Raw genomic sequence first — 19,180 nt, 5'->3', positions numbered from 1 at the left:
TGTCCTTTTCTTCAAATCCGGGGGGCGACGAAAGCGCCGTCGCCCAGGTCCTCGGCAATGCGGGCGGCCCCTCTGGCGAGGGCGGCTATCATCTCGTCGCGGCCTTTGGTGTCGACGAGTGCATGGGGGTAGACGATACAGAGGCTGACGGCTTCGTCGGTCCGAGGATCGGCCACTGATATCGCGATGGCATCGACGCCGGGTGTCGCCTCCTGGCTCGAATATGCGAAGCCTTGATGCCGTACTTTCGCGAGCTGCTCGGTCAAGTCAGCAAGCGCGCCGTGTCCGGCGTAGAGTGCAAGCACCTCATTTTCGGTGAGCCGCGCCAGCAGCGACCGACCCGTCGCGCTGAGGTGGGCGGGCAGGCGCCTGCCGATATTGCTGACGACGCGAAGCGCGTTTGTGCCCTGGAAGTCGGCCACGGCCGTCACCTCCTTGCCATCACGCACGGAAATGTAGCCGGTATGGCCAAAGGTTGTGCTGGCTTCGGCGACCACGTCGCTGGCGCGGCCGATCAGCAATGAAGAACGACGGTATGCGGCGGCAAGATCGAGCATCAGGCGGCCCGGGCGATGCCGGTGGCTGTCACCGATCGTCTCCAGCATGTTGGCCTCACGCATCGCCTTCAAGAGACGCGACGCGTTGGCCTTCGGCATGCCAAGCAGCCTCACGACATCCGAGACCGTGAGGTCGGGACAGTCGTTGCCAAAGCATCTCAGCACATCTGCGGCATTGTTCAGGACCGACATTGCTCCTCCGAGCCGTTCCATAAAATGGAACCCGAGTTCCATTTAACGCAACTAATGCTCCCGCCTGTTCATTCGGTCAAGCTAAAAAATGAGCCGACTTCTCGATGCCATTAAGCGGACAGCGCGACGGACGGCGAAGGCAATGCTTCGCCAGTCCCGAAAGCGTGGCCGGGATCGGGCGAATTCCTCAGACCAAGAAATTGATTTTGTTAGCGCAGGCGCCGTCAGGCGGCGCCCCGGACCTCGACGAGGCGGGCCAGCAGGCTGGCGCCGACGGGCAGGATCGTGTCGTCGAAAATAAATCCGGAATTGTGCAGTGGAACCGTGCCGCCGTGGCCCAGATTGAAGAATGCGCCGGGCACGACGCGCAGAAGGTCGGCCATATCCTCCGACCCCATGGTCAGCTCGGCATTCGGTTGCGCCTTGTCGCCGACTATCTGTTGCGCGACCTCGATGAGGTTATCGACCCGCTCCGGATCGTTCGACAGGACGTCGAAGATGTTGCGGATATCGGCCACGATCTCGATCTCGTGGGCGAGGGCAAAGCCGGCGCAGAGCTTGCGGATGCGGTTTTCGATCAGTTCGCCGTCAGCTTCGTCGAAATAGCGGAAGGTGCCGCGAAGGACCGCGCTTTCCGGGATGACGTTGTAGGCCGAGCCGGCATGGAACTGTGTGACTGAAACGACGGCAGGATGCGTCGGGTCGGTGTTGCGCGAGACGATCTCCTGCATCTCCTTCACCAGGCCCGAGCCGATGGTGATCGGATCGCGGCTGGCCTGCGGCATGGCGCCATGGCTGCCGCGGCCATGAAGGGTGATGTCGAAGAAGCTCGCGCCAGCCTGCGCCTTGCCCGGCCGTATCGTCAGCTGGGAATGCCCCTGGTACGGAGAATTGTGCATTCCATACAGCTCGTCGCAGGGGAAACGGTCGAAGAGGCCGTCGCGCAGCATCGCCCTGGCTCCGCCAAGGCCTTCCTCCGCCGGCTGGAAGATCAAGACGGCGCGACCTGAGAAATTGCGATTGCCAGCGAGATATCGCGCAGCCCCCAGCAGCATCGTGGTGTGCCCGTCGTGGCCGCAGCCGTGAAACACGCCGGGGTTCTTCGATGCATAGGGCAGGTTGGTCAGCTCATCCATCGGCAGGGCATCCATGTCGGCACGCAAGCCGATGCTGCGGCCCGGTCGGGTCCCCTCGATGATGCCCACCACGCCGGTTCCACCGATCCCGCGCTCGACGGCAATGCCCCAGCTCTCAAGCAACTCCGCCACGCGCTGTGAGGTGCGATGCTCTTGGAAGCCAAGCTCTGGATGCTGATGGAAATCCCGGCGTATCGCGGTGAGATCGTCGGCGAACTGGGCGATCTGTTCTATTACAGGCATGGCGGACCGTCATTGTTGGTTTTGGCCAGTCTGTCGCACCTGCATCTTGTGAAGGCAAGCGTTTCATCCTACGGCGTCGAAGACGTCGGCGCACAAGCGTCGGAGACCTTGTCGCTGCGCTGCGCGGCGAAGCTGAGCCAGCCGGAAGAAAGAGGAAGAGATGACGACCCCAGACACGATTGCGACGATTGCCGAAGAAGCCGTCCTGTGGCGCCGCCATCTCCACCAGCATCCCGAGCTCTTGTTTGACCTCCCCGTGACGTCGACCTTCGTCGCCGACAAGCTTAAGTCGTTTGGCTGCGATGATGTCGTCACGGGCATCGCGAAATCGGGCGTTGTCGCGGTCGTGAAGGGGAGGCTGGGCAGCGGCCGCACCATCGGCCTGCGGGCCGACATGGATGCGCTGCCGATGAGCGAACAGACAAATCTGGCGCACGCTTCGAAGACACCGGGCAGGATGCATGCGTGCGGCCACGACGGCCATACGGCGATGCTGCTCGCCACCGCTCGCCACCTCGCCACCACAAGGGATTTTGCCGGTACGGTCGTGCTCATCTTCCAGCCGGCGGAGGAGGGCGGTGCCGGTGGGCGCGTGATGCTCGAAGAGGGGCTTTTGGAACGCTTCGGCATCGAGGAGGTTTTCGGCATGCACAACGAGCCGGGCCTTCCTGTCGGTTCCTTCGCGATCCGCCCAGGCCCGATGCTGGCGGCAGCAGACCGCTTTGTCGTGACCCTGCGCGGCAAAGGCGCCCATGCCGCCTCGCCGCATGATTCGCGCGACCCTGTTTTGATCAGCGCGCATTTGGTGACGGCGCTCCAGTCAATCGCCTCGCGCCACGTCGATCCCTTCGACCCCGTTGTCGTGTCGGTCACCTATCTCGCCGGCGGCAGCGTCGATGCGCTCAACGTGATTCCGGAATCGACGATCGTTGGCGGAACAATCCGCACGATCGACCCGAAAACACGGAAAGCCGTCGAGCAGCGTTTCCGGGATATCGTAACCAACACCGCGCGGCTCTTTGAAGCGCAAGCCGAGATCGACTGGCGACCGGGCTACCCGGTCACTGTCAACGACCCGGACATGACGAAGGTCGCGATAGCGGCCGCCTCCCAAGTCGCAGGAACAGATCGTGTCGACGGTAACTGTCAGTGCACAATGGGTGCGGAAGACTTCTCCTACATGTTGGAGAAGCGCCCCGGGGCGATCATCTGGCTGGGCAACGGCGATTCCGCCGGGCTTCACAATCCCGCCTACGATTTCAACGACGACGCAATCATCCACGGCATTCGCTACTGGAAGGCGCTCGTCACTGACAGACTGGCGCCACCGGCGGAATGATGGGAGTGACGTGATCAACAAATGACATGATCAACAGTTGGCGCCCGGCGCCGATGCACTGATCCCAGGAAACTGAACCGTTCGAAACAGCAGTTTTCCGCGCTCCCCTTGGCTGGGAGGAGCGGAAGACGAAGAAGGCAACGACGTTTTCGGACGCCCACAAGGCGTTCATTGTGAAGCTGGAAGCCGCGGCCGTCGGGTTTGTTCATCGGGATGTAGCGGCCCCTTGCGCTGCGCAGGTGCAGTGGCGATAGCGCCCGTACTTGCCGGTGCCCAGCGTCATGCCACCGCCGAAGTGGCTGGAAGTGACGCTTGAGCTCCACGCCTGCGGTTCAGTCGCCAGACATGCTGCGCCTGCGCGTGAGATGACTGATGAACTCGTCGAAGGCGGCGATGTCGCCGGGCTCGGCTTGCTGGCCGCTGAATGCCAGGAGATAGGCCGGAACATGCGAGACCCTGACATCGAGCGCTTCGTCGACGTCGAGCGTATAGTGGCCTATCTGCATGAAATAGAGCACGCGGGCGCGGATGAAGGCGTTTTCCCGGTCATAGCCGTAGCGCTGGTACATGGCCGTGATCGCTTCAATGCGGCGTTGGTCGGCTTCGTCGATGACGGTACGGATAGATGTATCGCGACGAGCCCAGATCCGCACGGCAGTGTCCAGTTGCGGGTCGAAAATGCTGTCGTCGATCCAGCACTGGAAGACGTTGAGGATGGCCCGGTTGATGCTGGCTGCTGGCCGTTGCGCGTGGTTGACCACGGGGTCCGTGTTGCGGCGCAACCAGTTCTGAAGCAACTGGTCATGCAGATCCTGCAGGCTTTCAAAGAACCAGTAGAAGCTCGACCGGGAAACGTCGAGTTTCTTTGCCATAGCCTGAATTTTGACCTGGTCGATGCCATCGTCGACCAGCGTCCTGATCGCGAGGTCCAGCCAGTCCTGCTTTGTGGTACGTGACGAGCCGTCAGGCACTGCCGGTTCCTGCTTCATACCTTTTGGAGAAAGAGTTGGCTTTCTTCCTCTTTCCTGCACCGTCGTCTCCCCCTTTTTGTTTGACCTTTATACAGGCGGCCCTTGCCTGTGGCGCAAAATTTCAGCCGAACGACGCTGCCATGGTTATGGCGTCAGGTGTAGCTCGCTGCGCGTCACCTGACGGTACGCCAAACGTGACGGTTGGCCGTGCCGAGGTTACCGAACGTGACTGCAATGGGTCGTGGGTCGTACGCCACTGTCCAACTAGGAAATGGACAGGATTTCGAGTTCGCGTTGGCCTAGCAGGACAACGTCGCCAACGGTTTTGCCGATCAGCGCGATGGCAACCGGTGAACCATGCGATATGGAAGCTTGAGACGGGTTGGCCTCATCCTCGCCGACGATGCGGAAGGTCTGAGTGCGGCCATCGTCACGCTCGAAGGTGACGGTGTGGCCGAAGGCGATCACGACATTGGACGTGGGCACCGACACAAGCTGAGCTGTACGGACGCGCTCGGCATAATAGCGCATATCTCGAACCGGAACCGCCGACTGCCGTCGCCTCTCATTGACATCTTCCAGCAGGTTAGCGGCCCCAAGAGCCTGCTGAGCGCGGGCCAATTCATCTTGCAGCATCTGGAGGCCCGCCTCCGTGACGAGGTTGATCCGATCGGAGATAGGGCGAGCCGGCAGGATGGTTTCCGATGCTGCCTCGGCGCTTTCCTCCTTGGCGAATGCTACGCTCAATTGGTCGGCACTCCCTGTCGAACATTGTTGGCTACCGGATAACCTACGGCCGACAACAAAGCTGCAACAATTTGACGGCTGGCTTCGGCAGAAACGGAATGCAAGGGGTGGATTCCAGTCATTCAGGTTTCAAAAAATCGGCCGCACAACGCGGAATTTTTGCGAGCGACATATACGATGCGACAGACAATCTCTTGAATCAGGACGTCGGCTTTCCAGCCCGTTTATCCCGAAGGCGGACCATCCGCTCGCGGCACCTACAAGCCCGCTCCAGCCAACCGGAGAGACGCGCGCAAGGAAGTAAGCTGGCTCGGTCACACTCCGCTGGCCCCGATAAATTCAGGTCCGAGACCCAATTTGCCTACTCGGGGCCTCCAGCGGCTATTTTGCGCAACTTCGACGATCATGCTTGATGCCGCCTATATTTCACTGCACATCGGTCAGCATGAAGGATGAGACAAGGGACCGACGTCGGGACTTGTTGTGGGCCTTGCCCGCATCGCTGATCCTGCATGCGCTGTTCATCGCGATCTTGGTGGTCCAGCCGTCGCCCCCTCATCAGCAGCAGGAGGAGCAAGCGGTAAACGTCACGCTCGTGCCTGCGCCCGAACAGCCAAAGCCGAAACCTGCTCCTTTGCCGTCTTCAAAACCCAAGGCTGAAAAGCCTCCGGAACCGAAGGCAGAACAACTGCCCACCCCGGAACGGCAGCCACCCAAGCCGGCGCCAATCGAGGTGCTCAAGCCTGTTTTCCGGTTCGGGGACAAGGATGCCGGCCCCACCAAATCGCCGGAGGGGGGCGGCGTTCAAGACACCTCGCCGTCGCCGGCGAAGGTTGACGATTCGAAACCGCCTCTCGAAGCGAAGGGTTCACAGAACAAAACCGCCACGTCGCCGGGCGCCGAGGAGGTGCTGGATCCAGTCAACGACGCCGACAAGCAGGCAGCCGCAGCCAAGAATATCGAACCCACGAGTGAGGCAACCTCAAACCAGAACGACGCTGACAAGCAAACAGCCGCGGCACCAACGCCGTTGGGTGCTGCCGGCAGCGACGGTGAGGTCGCACTTCCCGCGTTGGCCAAAGCGCCACAGCCCAGACCCGCGAATGCGCCAAAGCCCAGCCCTGCAAAGGTCTCGAAGCCTGGGAGCGGGAGCGCCGGGAGGCCAAACTCCAGGGATGTGGATGTTGCCACATCGCAGGGATTTTCGGGATTGCCGGGTGTTCGAAGGCCCCAATCGCAAAGTGCTACCGGCGATATGTTGGCCACAAGCTCGATGGCTGGCGTGCCTCGCGACAAACGGATTGCCAAACTTTGCGCCAGAACCTTGCAGCAGCGACTGCTGGACGCCTCTTATTCCCCCGACCTGGTGCCAATTTTGCCGCTGAAGGCCGGCAATGTCCTTGACGTCCAGAAGGCTGCTTTCCGCACGCAAACAACATGGCACGATCTCAGCTTCCGATGCGAGGTCGATGATGCCGCGACGAGCGTCTTGTCGTTCTCCTTCCGTGTCGGCGCCACGATCCCGCGCGACCAATGGGCGCGTCTCGGATTCCCTGGAAGTTACTAGGTCGGTAGAGGCTGGAGCGCGGCGTTGGGGCAGCGCTGGGGTCAAATTTGTAGTAAAACTCCACAAATGTTGACTGTCTGTAGTTTTGATGCATATCGTGTCGGACTCCCGTTGGTTGGGGGTCGGTGAGGGGGAAACATGATCAAACTTCGTACAATCTTTCTGTCGGTAGGCGTCGCGCTGGCGCTGTCGACGACAGCTTCCTATTCGCAGGATTTGACCGCTTATTGCCCAATGTCTGAAGACGATTGTGCATCGGTGCTCAAGGCTTTTGAGGCCGAGTCCGGAATCTCGGCAAGCTTTGTCCGCATGGGCGCCGGTGAAGTTCTGGCGCGCGTAAGGGCAGAAGCCGCGAACCCGCAGGCCGGTCTGTGGCTCGCGGGGACAGCCGACCTCTTCATCCAAGCGGCAAGCGAAGGCCTCCTTGAGGCACATGCCGCAGCCAATATCGGCAAGGTCGATGCCAAGTTCCGCAGTGAAGACAATAGCTGGACGCCAATGGCGATCTCGCCGATCGCGTTCTTTTACAATCCCAAATATCTGGCCGAACTCGGTGCCGAACCGCCCACCAGCTGGGAAGACTTCGCCAATCCGGTCTTCAAGGGGGCCGTCGTTCTGACCCATCCGGCGTCCTCGGGCACGGCCTCGGTGGTTCTGGCCACCATGGTGCAGATCTACGGCGAGGACAAAGCCTTTGAAATCCTCAAGGCGACCGATCCAAACGTCTTGCAGTACTCGCGTTCCGCCGGCTCGCTCACGCAAATGGTCGCGTCGGGCGAAGTCGCCATCTCGCAGTCCTTTACCCACGGACTTGAGGCGGCCCTCAAGCAGGGTTATCCGATCGAGGTGTCATTCCCCAAGGAAGGCACCGGCTATGAATTGAACTCGGTCGCCGTGATCGCCAAAGCTCCGCAAGCCCAGCGCGATGCCGCCAAGAAGTTCCTCGACTGGGTCCTGACCGATGCCGGGCAGAAGGCGCTCGGCGCGACCCATCGTGAATCGGTGATCCCAGGCTTTGAGAATCCCGATCTCAAGATCAAGACCACGAACATCAAGCTGATCGACTATGACTCCAAGTGGGCCGGCGCAAACCGTGCTCGCCTGCTGCAGCGCTACGAAGCTGACGTGCGCGACGCCTCGGCCGCGAAGTAAGCACTCTCCGCAGTGTGGGAAGGCGTTCTCGGCGCCTTCCCACCTCTTCCCCATTTGCTGAGAGGCTGGCATGGCTGAGGCCGTCACGCGGCAACCGCTTTCCGCGGGTGTCAAAAAAATATTGGCCGATCCCTGGCTGTTCGGCATCTTCGTCCTTCTGACGATCACGGTGCTGATTTTCGGCATCCTGCCCATCCTGAGCGTTCTGAGCCTGGCGGTTTCGGGCGGGGAGGGCGACGTGGTTGGCACGATCGTCGACCGCCTGACATCGCCTCTCGTCCTCAGGGCATTCGGCAATACGCTGATGCTGGGAGCGACCTCGGCCGTGGTGGCCACGCTGGTCGGGTTTGTCCTCGCCTTTGCGATGACCCGCACCAATATGTGGGGCAAGCGCGCGGTGCATCTGATCGCGCTGCTGCCAGTGATTTCGCCGCCATTTGTCATTGCGCTGGCAATGATCCTGCTGTTTGGCCGTTCGGGGCTCATCACCCGGGACCTGCTGGGCATCCGCAACAGCAACATCTATGGCTTTCATAGCCTCGTGTTCATTCAGGCCCTGGCGTTCACGCCGATCGCCTACCTCAATATCCGCGGCATGCTGGAGGCAATGGACAGCGCGCTGGAAGACGCTGCCGCCATGTTGCGCGCATCGCAGTGGACCATCTTTCGCCGGATCACATTGCCGCTGGCGATGCCGGCGATCCTGAGCTCAATGCTGCTGGTGTTCGTGAAGTCGATAGAAGATTTCGGCAACCCGTTGGTCATCGGTGGCAACTTCAACACCTTGGCGGTCGAGGCCTATTCCCAGCTGATCGGCTATTTCAATCTTCAGGCGGGTGCATTGCTGGCCAGTGTTCTGCTGTTGCCATCGCTGCTGGCCTTCATGGTCCATCGCTACTGGGTCAGCAAGCGCAGCTACGTGACCGTCACCGGCAAGCCCGGCACCCAGACCATTCGCATTGTCCATCCAGCCATCGTCTTGCCGCTGGCGCTGGTGTGCTACGCGCTCGTCGGCGTTATCGTCCTGCTCTACAGCACCATTGTCTGGGTGAGCTTTACCAGAATCCCCGGTATCGATTGGGCGCTGACCTGGGAGCACTATGAAAAGATCGCCGCCACCGGCCTGCAGCCGCTGTGGAATTCTCTGACGCTCGCCGCTTTTGCCACGCCGATCGTCACTATTGTCGGTGTGTTGATCGCCTATTTGTTGTCGCGCCGCAATTTCCCCGGCAGCTTCATTCTTCGCTTCGGCACGCTGCTGGCCTTCGCCGCGCCGGGTACCATCATTGGCATCGGCTATGTCTCGATGTTCAACACCGCGCCGCTGCTGCTGACGGGCACTGCCTTCATCATCGTGGCGGCCATGGTGGTGAAAACGCTGCAGGTCGGCATTGAAGCAGGCACCAATCAGATCCGCCAGGTTGACCCGGCGATCGAGGAGGCCGCTTCGGTGCTCGGTGCCTCGAACGCGCGTGTCTTCACGCGGGTGACGCTTCCGCTGCTCAAGCCGGCGCTTTTTGCGGCGATGTCTTATGCGTTCACCCGTTCGCTGACGACGCTCAGCGCGATCATCTTCCTCGTGTCGGCCAATTGGACGCTCATCACAGTGACCATCCTCAACCAGGTGGAAACGCTCAGGATGGGTCTCGCCGCCGCCTATAGCGTCATTCTCATTGCAATCGTTCTGACCGTATTGGCGGTCATGCAGCTGCTCGTTGGACGCAGCCACAATCAAAGGTAGCCCGCCATGTCCCGCGTCACACTCAAAGGCATCAACAAGGTCTATCCGGGGCGCAACGGGCGGCCGGACGCCCATGCGGTCAAGGATCTCGACCTCGTCGTCGAAGACGGCAGCCTGGTCACGTTGCTGGGACCGTCCGGCTGCGGCAAGACCACAACCCTGCGCATGCTGGCAGGCTTTGAAATTCCCACCACCGGCCAGATCCTGATCGATGACCGCGACATCACCACCACGCCGGTCAACAAGCGCGGCATTGGCATGGTGTTCCAGTCCTATGCGCTGTTTCCGCATATGTCGGTGCGCGAAAACGTAGCGTTCGGGCTCAAGGTGCTTGCCCTGTCGTCGGCTGAGGTCGAACGCAAGGTCGCTGAAATCCTGGCGGTGATGGACCTGTCCCAGCTTGCCGATCGCCAGCCCTCCCAGCTTTCTGGTGGCCAGCAGCAGCGCGTGGCGCTCGCCCGCACAGTGGTGGTCGAGCCGCGCGTGCTGCTGTTCGACGAACCGCTCTCCAATCTCGATGCGCAGTTGCGCGAGCGCATGCGTGACGAACTGCGCTTGCTCCAGCAGCGCTTGGGGATCACCAGCCTTTACGTGACCCACGATCAGAATGAAGCCATGGCGATTTCGGACCGCGTGGTGGTGATGCGCAATGGCGTCATCGAACAGGATGACGCGCCCAACAATATCTACGCCCGTCCGAGCACGGCTTTCGTAGCTGATTTCATGGGCAAGGCCAACATCATCAAGGTGCGCGCCGACCTCGTGGCGACCGGCCACATCGAGGCCAATATTGGCGGCGGTCGTGTGCAGCTTCCGACCAACGGCCTGAAACTGAACGTGGGCGATCTTGTCGACTATGTCATCCGCCCCGAGCAGATGCTGATCGCCGGGAGTGGTCCGGTGTCGGCTGTGGTCGAGCGCGTCGTCTATCAGGGCGCTTACACCGAATATCAGGTTGCCATCGACGGCCAGCCTTGCACCGTTGTCGACTACCGCCACCATATGCACGGCGTGCACCCCGTTGGCTCGAAGCTGCGGATCGATCTTGCCTCATCGGTACCGTGGCCGCTGGCCGCCAGGACGGGGGCGTGACATGACGACATTGACGGACGCATTCATCGCCCAGGTCGCGGAAGTCGCCGCCCTGGAGGCCGGAGCCCTCATTCGCACATCGTTCCTCGATGCGGCGCAGGGAGCGGTCCTGGGCGTCGAGGAGAAACACGGCTATTCCGATATTGTCACGCTCGTCGACAAGCAGTCCGAGCAACTGATCTGGCGGGTGATCCGCGAGCGCGTGCCCGACTCGCGCATCCTTGGCGAAGAAAGCGGCTGGCAGGGCGAGGGCAGGGTGGTCTGGTATGTCGACCCCATCGACGGCACCAGCAATTTTGCTTCCGGGCTTCCCTTCTTTTGCGTGTCGATCGCGGCCTTTTCTGCTGACGGCCGGCCAATCGCGGGCGTGGTCTATGACCCCATGCAAGATGAGATGTTCACGACCCACTCTGGCCAACTGTTGCTCAATGGCGATGCTGTAAAACCCGCAATACGCGCCAGGAGCGACAGGGATGCTGAATTGCTGACCAATCTGCCACGCGAGGGTAGCCGTCCGAGCCCGGCGGAGCTTGAGCGCTTCGGCGATCTTGTGCTGAATTTCCGTGCCGTGCGCCGGCTCGGCTCGGCTGCCTTGCAACTGGCCTATGTTGCCATTGGGCGCGCGGCCATCAACTATGACGAGGGTTGCCATCCATGGGATATCGCCGCCGGCCTGCAGCTTGTCGCCGCGTCGGGCGGGCAACTGTTGTGCTGGTCAAAAAGGGACGGCAAGCTCATGAGCGATCCGCTGCGTAATCTTGAGCGTGTGGGCAAATTGGTTGTCACCACACCGGGCTATGACGTCAGGAATTCGGCAGTCTTGAGCGGGTGGGCTTCAGTTTCTTGAGCCAGAGCGCTAAGTGCGGCGGGCGATCTTAGGTGTCGAAAACGGGGGGACCGGCATGCTGGCCCAGATCAGAGCATCTCTCAACGACATGACGCCGGCCGAACGGCGTGCCGCCGAGACGATTCTGGGCAACCCCCAGGCCACGATTGGCTGGTCACTGGCAGACGCCGCACGCTTTTCCGGCGTTAGCGAACCCTCGATCATCCGCTTCTGCCGGCGCCTGGGTTTTGACGGCTATTCGGACTTCCGCCTCAAGTTCGCGCAGGCCGTGGCGTTGATCAGGCAGGACGACCAGCCCCTGCTGGGGGCCACCGACGATCCGGTCAAGGCGAGCATCCTCGACAATTGCAATCGCGCCATCGCGTCGATCAACGACCTCGCGCGCGATATCGACAGCGCTGCGGTGTCAAAGGCCGTCGACATCCTTTTGAAGTCCCGGCGCGTGGAGCTCTACGGTCACGGCGGCTCAGGTTTTCTGGCGGGCGAGGCGCAACACAGGCTGGCACATCTGGGTATCGCCAGCGTCGCCTATTCCGACCCGGCGCTGCAGATGTTTTCGGCGCTGGCACTGGGGGCCAAGGATACGATCATGGCGTTGTCCTTCTCAGGGGTGACCACGCACATGATGCCGAACCTCGAGATTGCCCGCAACGCCGGCGCGAGGATCATTGCCTTGACCCCGACAGGGTCGCCGATCGCCAAAATGGCGGACGTCAACATCGCCATCAACGCCTATCGCCAGAAGAAGAATGCAGGCTTCCTGCCGAGCGAGCGCGTGTCGATGTATGTCATGCTCGACGCCTTGATCGGGCTGATCAGCGCCCAAAAAGGGGCATGACCGGGGGCGTGCGACGCAACTCGTGAGCCGGCCCCGTAGCCGCCGGACCTAGGACGCGCTACTTAGGTGCCTGGCACGCCATCGCTTCGGACATGACCGAGGCAATGTCCCGGACGTATATGCGAAATGCGCTTTGGGGCACGAGGCCCGCCGCGCAACGACACCTATTTCCTGAGGCGCGGGCTCCTTGCGCTGTGATAGGGGTCGCGGTTTGGAGTCGGCGGCGTCTCTATGCTGCCTCAGCTACGCGCGGGTTTGGACAAGGAAAATGGCATTGACAGAACCGCTAGACCAAGCAGAACTCATCGGGTTGGGCTGGTCTTCCTTCTTTGGTGATCAGGTCGGCGAAGAAGAGGCCGGCCTTGTGCCAGTCCGCATCGCCCATGTTCATCGCGCGCGAATGAGCGGGCAATCCGTCAATGGTGCGGTCCGTCTCACCTTGCCGGCTAACAGTGCCACCGGCGATTATGCGGTGGGCGACTTCGTGCTCGCCGAGCCAGGCGATTTCCTGGTGCGGCGGCGGCTCGCTCGCACTTCGCTTCTCACGCGGCGTATGGCGGACGGCAGCACACAGCTGTCCGGCGCTAACATCGACGCACTGTTCATCGTCACCTCCTGCAATGGCGATTTCAACGTGCCACGGCTCGAGCGCTATCTCGCCATGGCAGGCCAAGCGGAAATCGCGCCGGTCCTTGTTCTGACCAAGGCCGACACGGCCAATGACGCCGCTCCCTTTCTCGCGCAAGCCGCCGAGCTGGCGCGCGACCTGCCGGTGGTGGTTGTCGATCCGCGAAAGCCCGACGCGTTGACAAAGCTCCAGACCTGGTTCGGCTTGGGCAGGACGGTGGCGCTCACGGGGTCGTCGGGGGTGGGCAAGTCGACACTCGTCAACACGCTAGCCATTTCGGGCGGGGATACAGCCCAACTCACCGGCGCCATTCGGGTCCATGATTCAACCGGGCGGCACACGACGACGGCGCGCTCGCTCCATCCGGTCGAAGGCGGTGGCTGGGTGCTCGATTCTCCCGGGATTCGCACGTTGCATCTGGGCGAGATGGCCGAGGGGCTGGATGTGGTGTTCGCCGAGATCATCGAACTGGCGGCCCAGTGCAAGTTCAGCGATTGCACGCACTCCCACGAGCCTTCCTGCGCCGTGCTCAGCGCCCTTGCGCGTGGCAGCATCGATCCCAAGCGCTTTTCGCGCTGGCGTAAGTTGCATGATGAGAACACAGCCGCCAGCGCGCCGAAACGTGGCCGCCGCTGAAATCGTCCCCTTTGCACCAAACGGGCGACATGTGCCCCGAAGCGGACTTTCCTCCTGAACAGGCAGGTCTTGCCGGTATTCGATTGGAGCTCTCGGCCGAAAAGCCCAGGCGCCGCCAAGCGCCCGGGCTGTCGATCAAGGACGATCGGTTCAGTTCTTGCCGGCGGCCGCCTGTTCGATGAGGTCGGCGACAGCCTTGGGGTTGGAAACGTAGACGGCGTGGCTGCCGGGCACTTCCACCGTCGTTGCCTTGGCGCGGGTTGCCATCTGGCGCTGCGCCGGCGGCGGGATCATGTGGTCATCGGTGGCGACGAGATACCAGGACGGCTTCGCCTTCCAGGCCGGCGCGGTGACCTTGCCTTCGAGCGCGGCCACGCCCCAGGGTACCTGCGAGTCGGCCATGAGGGCAGCGAGTTCAGGCTTTACATCGGCGGCGAAGGAGGCAGCGAACTTCGCCTTGTCGAGCATCAGGAAGCCGTCGACGGGCGGCAGGATCGGCGGCACCGGCGCACCGGCCGGCGGGTTGGCGATCAGGCTCGATACCGACTCCCCGGCATCCGGCGCGAAGGCAGCGATATAGACGACGCCTGCCACCTTGGGATCGGTGCCGGCTTCCGACACCACGACACCACCGTAGGAATGGCCGACAAGGATGACGTTGCCGGGCGCGGAAGCGATGGCGCGCTTGGTCACCGCGACATCGTCGGCGAGCGAAGTGGTCGGGTTCTGGACGATGGTGACGTCATAGCCGTCCTTCTTGAGGATCTGATAGACCCCGTCCCAGCCGGAACCGTCGACAAAGCCGCCATGCACGAGGACGACTGATTTCACCGGCTGAGCATGTGCCGACAAGACTGCAGATGCACTGACGCTTAGGGCCAGGGCTGCGGAGGCGATGATTGCTGTGGTGTTCGACATGTGAGTTCTCCTTTTCAAATTGCTGTTGAAGCGGTTGTTGCAGGAGGACTATGCGACGGAGCTGCCGGGCCTGCTTTCAGGCGACTTTCAGGACCTCTTGATTTTCCATGGAGATCGCTTTGATTTTGCATCCACGACGCGATTAAAGTGTAATTCGCCGTGTGCTCTGGAGCGAGCCGTCTTGTCGTATCATTTCGAGAATTTTACTCTGGACGGTGATCGGCGCGAGCTCCGTCGCGGCAACGACCTGATTTCTGTCGAGCCGCAGGTGTTCGATCTGCTGCAATATCTGATCCGCAACCGCGACCGGGTGGTCAGCAAAGACGATCTGATCGACGCAGTCTGGCAGGGGCGCATCGTCTCGGATGCCACTCTCTCCAGCCGCATCAATTCCGCCCGCAATGCGCTCCATGACAGTGGCGAGGAGCAGCGTCTCATCCGCACCATTCTGCGCCGGGGCCTGCGCTTCGTCGGCGCCGTTCGCGAGGACGGTAGCGCCCCTACGACGACGGCAGAGCAGCCGACGCCTGACCTTGCTGCTCCCGACCGGCCATCCATCGCCGTGCTGCCCTTCGTCAACATGAGCGGCGATGCGGAGCAGGATTATTTCGCCGACGGCATGGTGGAAGACATCATCACAGGACTGTCGCGCATCCGCTGGCTGTTCGTCATCGCGCGCAATTCGTCCTTCACCTACAAGGGCAGGGCTGTGGACGTGAAGCAGGTCGGGCGCGAGCTCGGCGTGCGTTATGTGCTGGAAGGCAGCGTTCGCAAGGTGGGAAACCGCGTGCGCATCACTGGCCAGCTCATCGATGCCGAAGACGGCGGCCATCTGTGGGCCGAACGCTACGATCGCGACCTGACCGACGTGTTCGCGATACAGGACGAGATCACCATCAGCGTTGTCGCGGCAATCGAGCCCAATCTGCGCCGGGCCGAGATCGAGCGCGTCAAACGCAAGCGTCCCGACAGCCTGGACGCCTACGATCTCTTGTTGCGCGCGTTGCCCGATGTCTACACCTTCATGCCACAGGAAGCGGCAAAGGGCCTGCCGCTGCTCGACCAGGCTCTCACCATCGAGCCGAGCTACGCGCTTGCGCATGGCTTTGCCGCCTGGGCGCATCAGACCTTGTTCGTACGCGGCGGCATGTGGGCAGAGCACCGCGAGAAGTCGCTCCGCCATGCCCATGCGGCGATCGAGCACGGTTCGGGCGACGCGATGGCGCTGGCGCTCGCCGGCTTCACCATCGGCCTGGTGGAACATGACCGCAGGCTGGCGGACGAGGCCTTCGCGGAAGCCTTGGCGCTCAGTGCCTCCTGTGCCTTCGTCTATGCCTTCGGCTGCGTGCCGGTTGCCTATGGCGGCGATACAGCGCGCGCAATCGACTGGTGCGAGCGGGCAATGCGGCTGAGCCCGCTCGATGCCATGAGCTGCGTGCCCCAAGGCATCATCGGCTTTTGCAATTTCCTGTCCGGCCGACCCGAACAGGCCGTGGCAGCGGGGCGGCGGGCGGTGGAACTGAACCCCGGTTTCAGCATCCTGCACGGCTGGCTGGCGGCGCCGCTTGCAAGGCTTGGCCGGCTCGACGAAGCAAAGGCATCGGCCGCACGGCTCATGTCACTCGACCCGCATTTCACAATCGGCCGCTGGTCGGCAGCCGTTGGGCTTGTACCGGCCGTCCTTGACGACGTCACCGACGCCATGCGGATAGCGGGCCTGCCGGCATAGCTGGGATGAAATGTGCGGTCCGATTTTGGATCGGAGCCAATATACTGGGCCTCGCCGGCACTCCCCAAATTTACCAATTGCATTCAACGGCAGGCCGAATTCATTTGCCTGCCGGAAGGAAAGGCGGAAAACTCCGGCAAGCTGCCCCGCTGGGCAAGCCCAGCGTCACCTGATCAATTCCAGCAGCCGTCCTTTGAAGGAGGGAGAAAATGGCCGGCAGTCATTCGGATGCGAGCGGACCGGATCTCGCCCATGGCATAGCGATCGCCGATCTTCCCGATGGCGGCAGGTTTCTCGGCCATCGCGACGGCGAGCCCGTACTGCTGGTACGCAGCGGTGGGGAGATATTCGCTGTCGCCGCTGCCTGCTCGCACTATGGCGGACCGCTGGCCGAAGGCCTCGTTGTAGACGACACGGTGCGCTGCCCCTGGCACCACGCCTGCTTTGACCTGCGCACCGGAGAGGCGTTGCGTGCGCCGGCACTCACGCCTCTTGGCCTTTGGTCGGTCGAGCAACGCGACGACAGGATATTCGTCGGCGAAAAGCGCAAGAAGGTCTCGCCCGGTCCCCGCGCAGGCGACCCCGCGATGCCGAAGAATATCGTCATCGTCGGCGGCGGTGCCGCTGGATTTGCCGCCGCCGAGAGGTTGCGGCGCGAGCAATATCAGGGCGCGATCACCATGCTCAGCGACGACGAGGCGCTGCCAGTCGATCGCCCCAACCTTTCCAAGGACTATCTCGCCGGCACGGCGCCAGAGGATTGGCTGCCGCTGCGCAAGGAGGGCTTTTATGCCAAGAACGGTATCGATCTGCGTCTTGGAACCAAGGTTGCCGGCCTCGATGTCGGCGCCCGCGAAGTCGTGCTCGCCGATGGGACCAGGCTCGCCTTCGACAAGCTGCTGCTCGCCACAGGCGCCGAGCCGGTCCGGCTGACCATACCCGGCGCCGACCAGCCCCATGTCCACACGCTGCGCTCGCTCGCCGATAGCCGCAGCATCATCGCCCAGGCCGGCGCGGCGCGGCGGGCCGTGGTTCTCGGCGCGAGTTTCATCGGCCTCGAGGTCGCCGCTGCCCTTCGGACGCGTGGAGTCGAAGTGCATGTGGTGGCGCCCGGCAAACGACCGATGGAACGGGTGCTCGGCCCGCAGATGGGCGAATTCATCCGTATTTTGCATGAGCAGCACGGCGTCATCTTCCACCTTGAGAATACCGCGACGAGCATCGGCCCAAGACAAGTGCAGCTGAGCGGCGGTGGAACCGTGGCCGCAGAGATGGTGGTGGCCGGCATCGGCGTGAAGCCGCGGTTGGGCCTCGCCGAAGCGGCCGGTCTCGCCATGGATCGCGGCGTGCTTGTCGACGCCTGTCTCGAGACCAGCGTGCCGGGCATTTTCGCGGCCGGCGATATTGCCCGCTGGCCGGATCCCCATAGCGGCGAAAACATCCGGGTCGAGCATTGGGTGGTGGCGGAGCGCCAAGGTGCAACTGCTGCGCTCAACATGCTTGGACAGCACAAGCCATTCACGGATGTGCCGTTCTTCTGGAGCCAGCATTACGATGTGTCGATCAACTATGTCGGACACGGAGAGGGATGGGACGCAATCGAGGTCGAGGGCGATATTGCCGCCAGGGACTGCCTCCTGCGCTTCAAGCGCGGCGGACGCGTGCTGGCTGTCGCCACCATCTTCCGGGACCTGGAAAGTCTCAAGGCGGAATTGGCGATGGAGCGCGACGAGGTCTAATGCATCGAGCCATGGCCCACGCGTCAGCGCGACGTCGAAGCTGACAAACCGACCGAAGCCGCAGCAAGACCCAAAAGCCTTTACGTCAGGGCCGTGAAACCGGTGTCACTTTCACCTGGTTGACTCCGAGGCGCCCGACGACGGCAAACACCGTTTCCCTGCCGATCTTCTCGGCGTCCAGCATCCGCACCAGATCGTCGACGCCGCCGACGGCGTGACCGTCGATGGCGACGATGACGTCGCCTTCCTTCAACCCGGCTTTCGCAGCCGGTCCGCCCGCCTCGACCGAGCGCAGCCGCACCGCCGCGCGGCAGGTCACCCCGGCAAGCAGCGCCACGCGGCGTGGCAGGGCGACAGTGTCGGCCGACACGCCAATGAAGGCACGGCGCACGCGGCCAAAGCGAATGATTTCGCCAATGACGAAACTGGCCGTATTGGAGGCGACAGCGAAAGCGATCCCTTGGGCGCCGCGGATCGTGGCGGTGTTGACGCCAATCACCTCGCCGCCCGACGATACCAGCGGTCCACCTGAATTGCCTGGGTTGAGCGCGGCGTCGGTCTGGATCACGTCGTCGATGAGCCGGCCGTTCACGGCGCGCATCGACCGGCCCAGGGCCGAGACGACGCCGGTCGTCACCGTCCATTCAAAGCCAAGCGGATTGCCGATGGCGATGGCGATCTGGCCACGGCGAAGGCGCTTCGAATCCCCAAGCGGGGCGATGTCGGGAAAATGTCCGTCGGCACGCACCAGGGCAATGTCGGTATCGGCGTCGCTGCCAAGCACGCGCCCTTCGGTAGCTGTGCCGTCGGGCATTGCAACGCGCACGGCGCGTGCCTCGCCGACAACGTGGAAGTTCGTGACGATCAGCCCGTCCGGCGCAATGACGAAGCCCGAACCCTGGCCGCCCGTGGCGGTCGCGGGGCCGATACGGCACACGGCCGGGCCGATGCGGTCGACAGCATCGGCAACGGTGGAAGAATAGGCGTCAAGCAGCCCGGGATCATGGGGTTGCGGGTCAGTCGCGGGCAGGGCCATTGGGGGCCTCCATGTCGGTCGAACAATCGATGCCTATATGTGCTGTGTGCCCGAGCACGGCGCGACCTGACC

General features: G+C 62.5%; 16 protein-coding genes. 10 read left to right on the top strand and 6 right to left on the bottom strand.

What is annotated here, in order from left to right:
- Positions 1–11: 11 nt before the first annotated feature.
- Together AC1RTB_RS01385 and AC1RTB_RS01380 are read right to left on the bottom strand one after the other, a co-directional pair.
- Complete coding sequence (locus AC1RTB_RS01385; protein WP_492876815.1) at positions 12–749, bottom strand: IclR family transcriptional regulator; 738 nt, start codon at positions 747–749, stop codon at positions 12–14.
- A gap of 224 nt (positions 750–973) precedes the next feature.
- A complete protein-coding gene (locus AC1RTB_RS01380; RefSeq protein ID WP_492876817.1) occupies positions 974–2,128 on the bottom strand; it encodes a M20 aminoacylase family protein in 1,155 nt (384 codons plus the stop codon).
- Positions 2,129–2,288: 160 nt separating this feature from the next.
- Between AC1RTB_RS01380 and AC1RTB_RS01375 the strand changes: the two genes are divergently transcribed.
- Positions 2,289–3,467: a M20 aminoacylase family protein gene (locus AC1RTB_RS01375; protein ID WP_492876819.1), complete on the top strand. Its 1,179-nt coding sequence runs from the start codon at positions 2,289–2,291 to the stop codon at positions 3,465–3,467.
- A 332-nt stretch (positions 3,468–3,799) separates the two neighbouring features.
- Here AC1RTB_RS01375 and AC1RTB_RS01370 read toward each other — a convergent pair whose 3' ends face one another.
- Positions 3,800–4,456 (bottom strand): TetR/AcrR family transcriptional regulator, encoded by a 657-nt coding sequence (locus AC1RTB_RS01370; RefSeq protein ID WP_492943782.1) that lies wholly within the window; start codon positions 4,454–4,456, stop codon positions 3,800–3,802.
- 246 nt (positions 4,457–4,702) lie between these two features.
- Positions 4,703–5,185 carry a transcription elongation factor GreA gene (gene greA / locus AC1RTB_RS01365; protein ID WP_492876823.1) on the bottom strand — a complete coding sequence of 161 codons (483 nt, stop codon included), beginning with the start codon at positions 5,183–5,185 and terminating at the stop codon, positions 4,703–4,705.
- A gap of 490 nt (positions 5,186–5,675) precedes the next feature.
- On the opposite strand from greA, the gene AC1RTB_RS01360 reads away from it, so the two are divergent.
- The 7 genes from AC1RTB_RS01360 (at position 5,676) to rsgA (ending at position 13,686) form a co-directional block, all read left to right on the top strand.
- Positions 5,676–6,752, top strand: a complete 1,077-nt coding sequence (locus AC1RTB_RS01360; RefSeq protein WP_492876825.1) for a DUF930 domain-containing protein — start codon at positions 5,676–5,678, stop codon at positions 6,750–6,752.
- A 138-nt stretch (positions 6,753–6,890) separates the two neighbouring features.
- The gene (locus AC1RTB_RS01355) at positions 6,891–7,904 is read left to right on the top strand and encodes an ABC transporter substrate-binding protein (RefSeq protein ID WP_492876827.1); all 1,014 of its coding nucleotides are present in this window, start codon (positions 6,891–6,893) and stop codon (positions 7,902–7,904) included.
- A 70-nt stretch (positions 7,905–7,974) separates the two neighbouring features.
- Positions 7,975–9,645, top strand: a complete 1,671-nt coding sequence (locus AC1RTB_RS01350; RefSeq protein WP_492876829.1) for an ABC transporter permease — start codon at positions 7,975–7,977, stop codon at positions 9,643–9,645.
- Between the two features lie 6 nt (positions 9,646–9,651).
- Positions 9,652–10,737, top strand: a complete 1,086-nt coding sequence (locus AC1RTB_RS01345) for an ABC transporter ATP-binding protein (RefSeq protein ID WP_492876831.1) — start codon at positions 9,652–9,654, stop codon at positions 10,735–10,737.
- 1 nt (position 10,738) lies between these two features.
- On the top strand, positions 10,739–11,584 hold the full coding sequence (locus AC1RTB_RS01340) for an inositol monophosphatase family protein (protein ID WP_492876833.1): 846 nt from the start codon (positions 10,739–10,741) through the stop codon (positions 11,582–11,584).
- Between the two features lie 55 nt (positions 11,585–11,639).
- The gene (locus AC1RTB_RS01335; protein ID WP_492876835.1) at positions 11,640–12,422 is read left to right on the top strand and encodes a MurR/RpiR family transcriptional regulator; all 783 of its coding nucleotides are present in this window, start codon (positions 11,640–11,642) and stop codon (positions 12,420–12,422) included.
- Positions 12,423–12,690: 268 nt separating this feature from the next.
- The gene (gene rsgA, locus AC1RTB_RS01330; protein ID WP_492877306.1) at positions 12,691–13,686 is read left to right on the top strand and encodes a ribosome small subunit-dependent GTPase A; all 996 of its coding nucleotides are present in this window, start codon (positions 12,691–12,693) and stop codon (positions 13,684–13,686) included.
- A 150-nt stretch (positions 13,687–13,836) separates the two neighbouring features.
- On the opposite strand, the gene AC1RTB_RS01325 is transcribed toward rsgA, so the two are convergent.
- The gene (locus AC1RTB_RS01325; RefSeq protein WP_492876837.1) at positions 13,837–14,604 is read right to left on the bottom strand and encodes an alpha/beta hydrolase; all 768 of its coding nucleotides are present in this window, start codon (positions 14,602–14,604) and stop codon (positions 13,837–13,839) included.
- A gap of 181 nt (positions 14,605–14,785) precedes the next feature.
- Here AC1RTB_RS01325 and AC1RTB_RS01320 point away from each other — a divergent pair, with 181 nt between their 5' ends.
- Both AC1RTB_RS01320 and AC1RTB_RS01315 read left to right on the top strand, forming a co-directional pair.
- The gene (locus tag AC1RTB_RS01320) at positions 14,786–16,333 is read left to right on the top strand and encodes a winged helix-turn-helix domain-containing protein (RefSeq protein ID WP_492876839.1); all 1,548 of its coding nucleotides are present in this window, start codon (positions 14,786–14,788) and stop codon (positions 16,331–16,333) included.
- 209 nt (positions 16,334–16,542) lie between these two features.
- Positions 16,543–18,072, top strand: coding sequence for an FAD-dependent oxidoreductase (locus AC1RTB_RS01315; RefSeq protein WP_492876841.1), 1,530 nt, complete (start codon positions 16,543–16,545; stop codon positions 18,070–18,072).
- An 85-nt stretch (positions 18,073–18,157) separates the two neighbouring features.
- On the opposite strand, the gene AC1RTB_RS01310 is transcribed toward AC1RTB_RS01315, so the two are convergent.
- Positions 18,158–19,108 carry a S1C family serine protease gene (locus AC1RTB_RS01310; RefSeq protein ID WP_492876843.1) on the bottom strand — a complete coding sequence of 317 codons (951 nt, stop codon included), beginning with the start codon at positions 19,106–19,108 and terminating at the stop codon, positions 18,158–18,160.
- Positions 19,109–19,180: the final 72 nt, after the last annotated feature.

The sequence above is a fragment of the Aminobacter sp. GW821-FHT11F06 genome (assembly GCF_058808215.1).
Note: the sequence above shows the minus strand (reverse complement) of the source record. Positions and strands in the feature narration are given on the sequence as shown.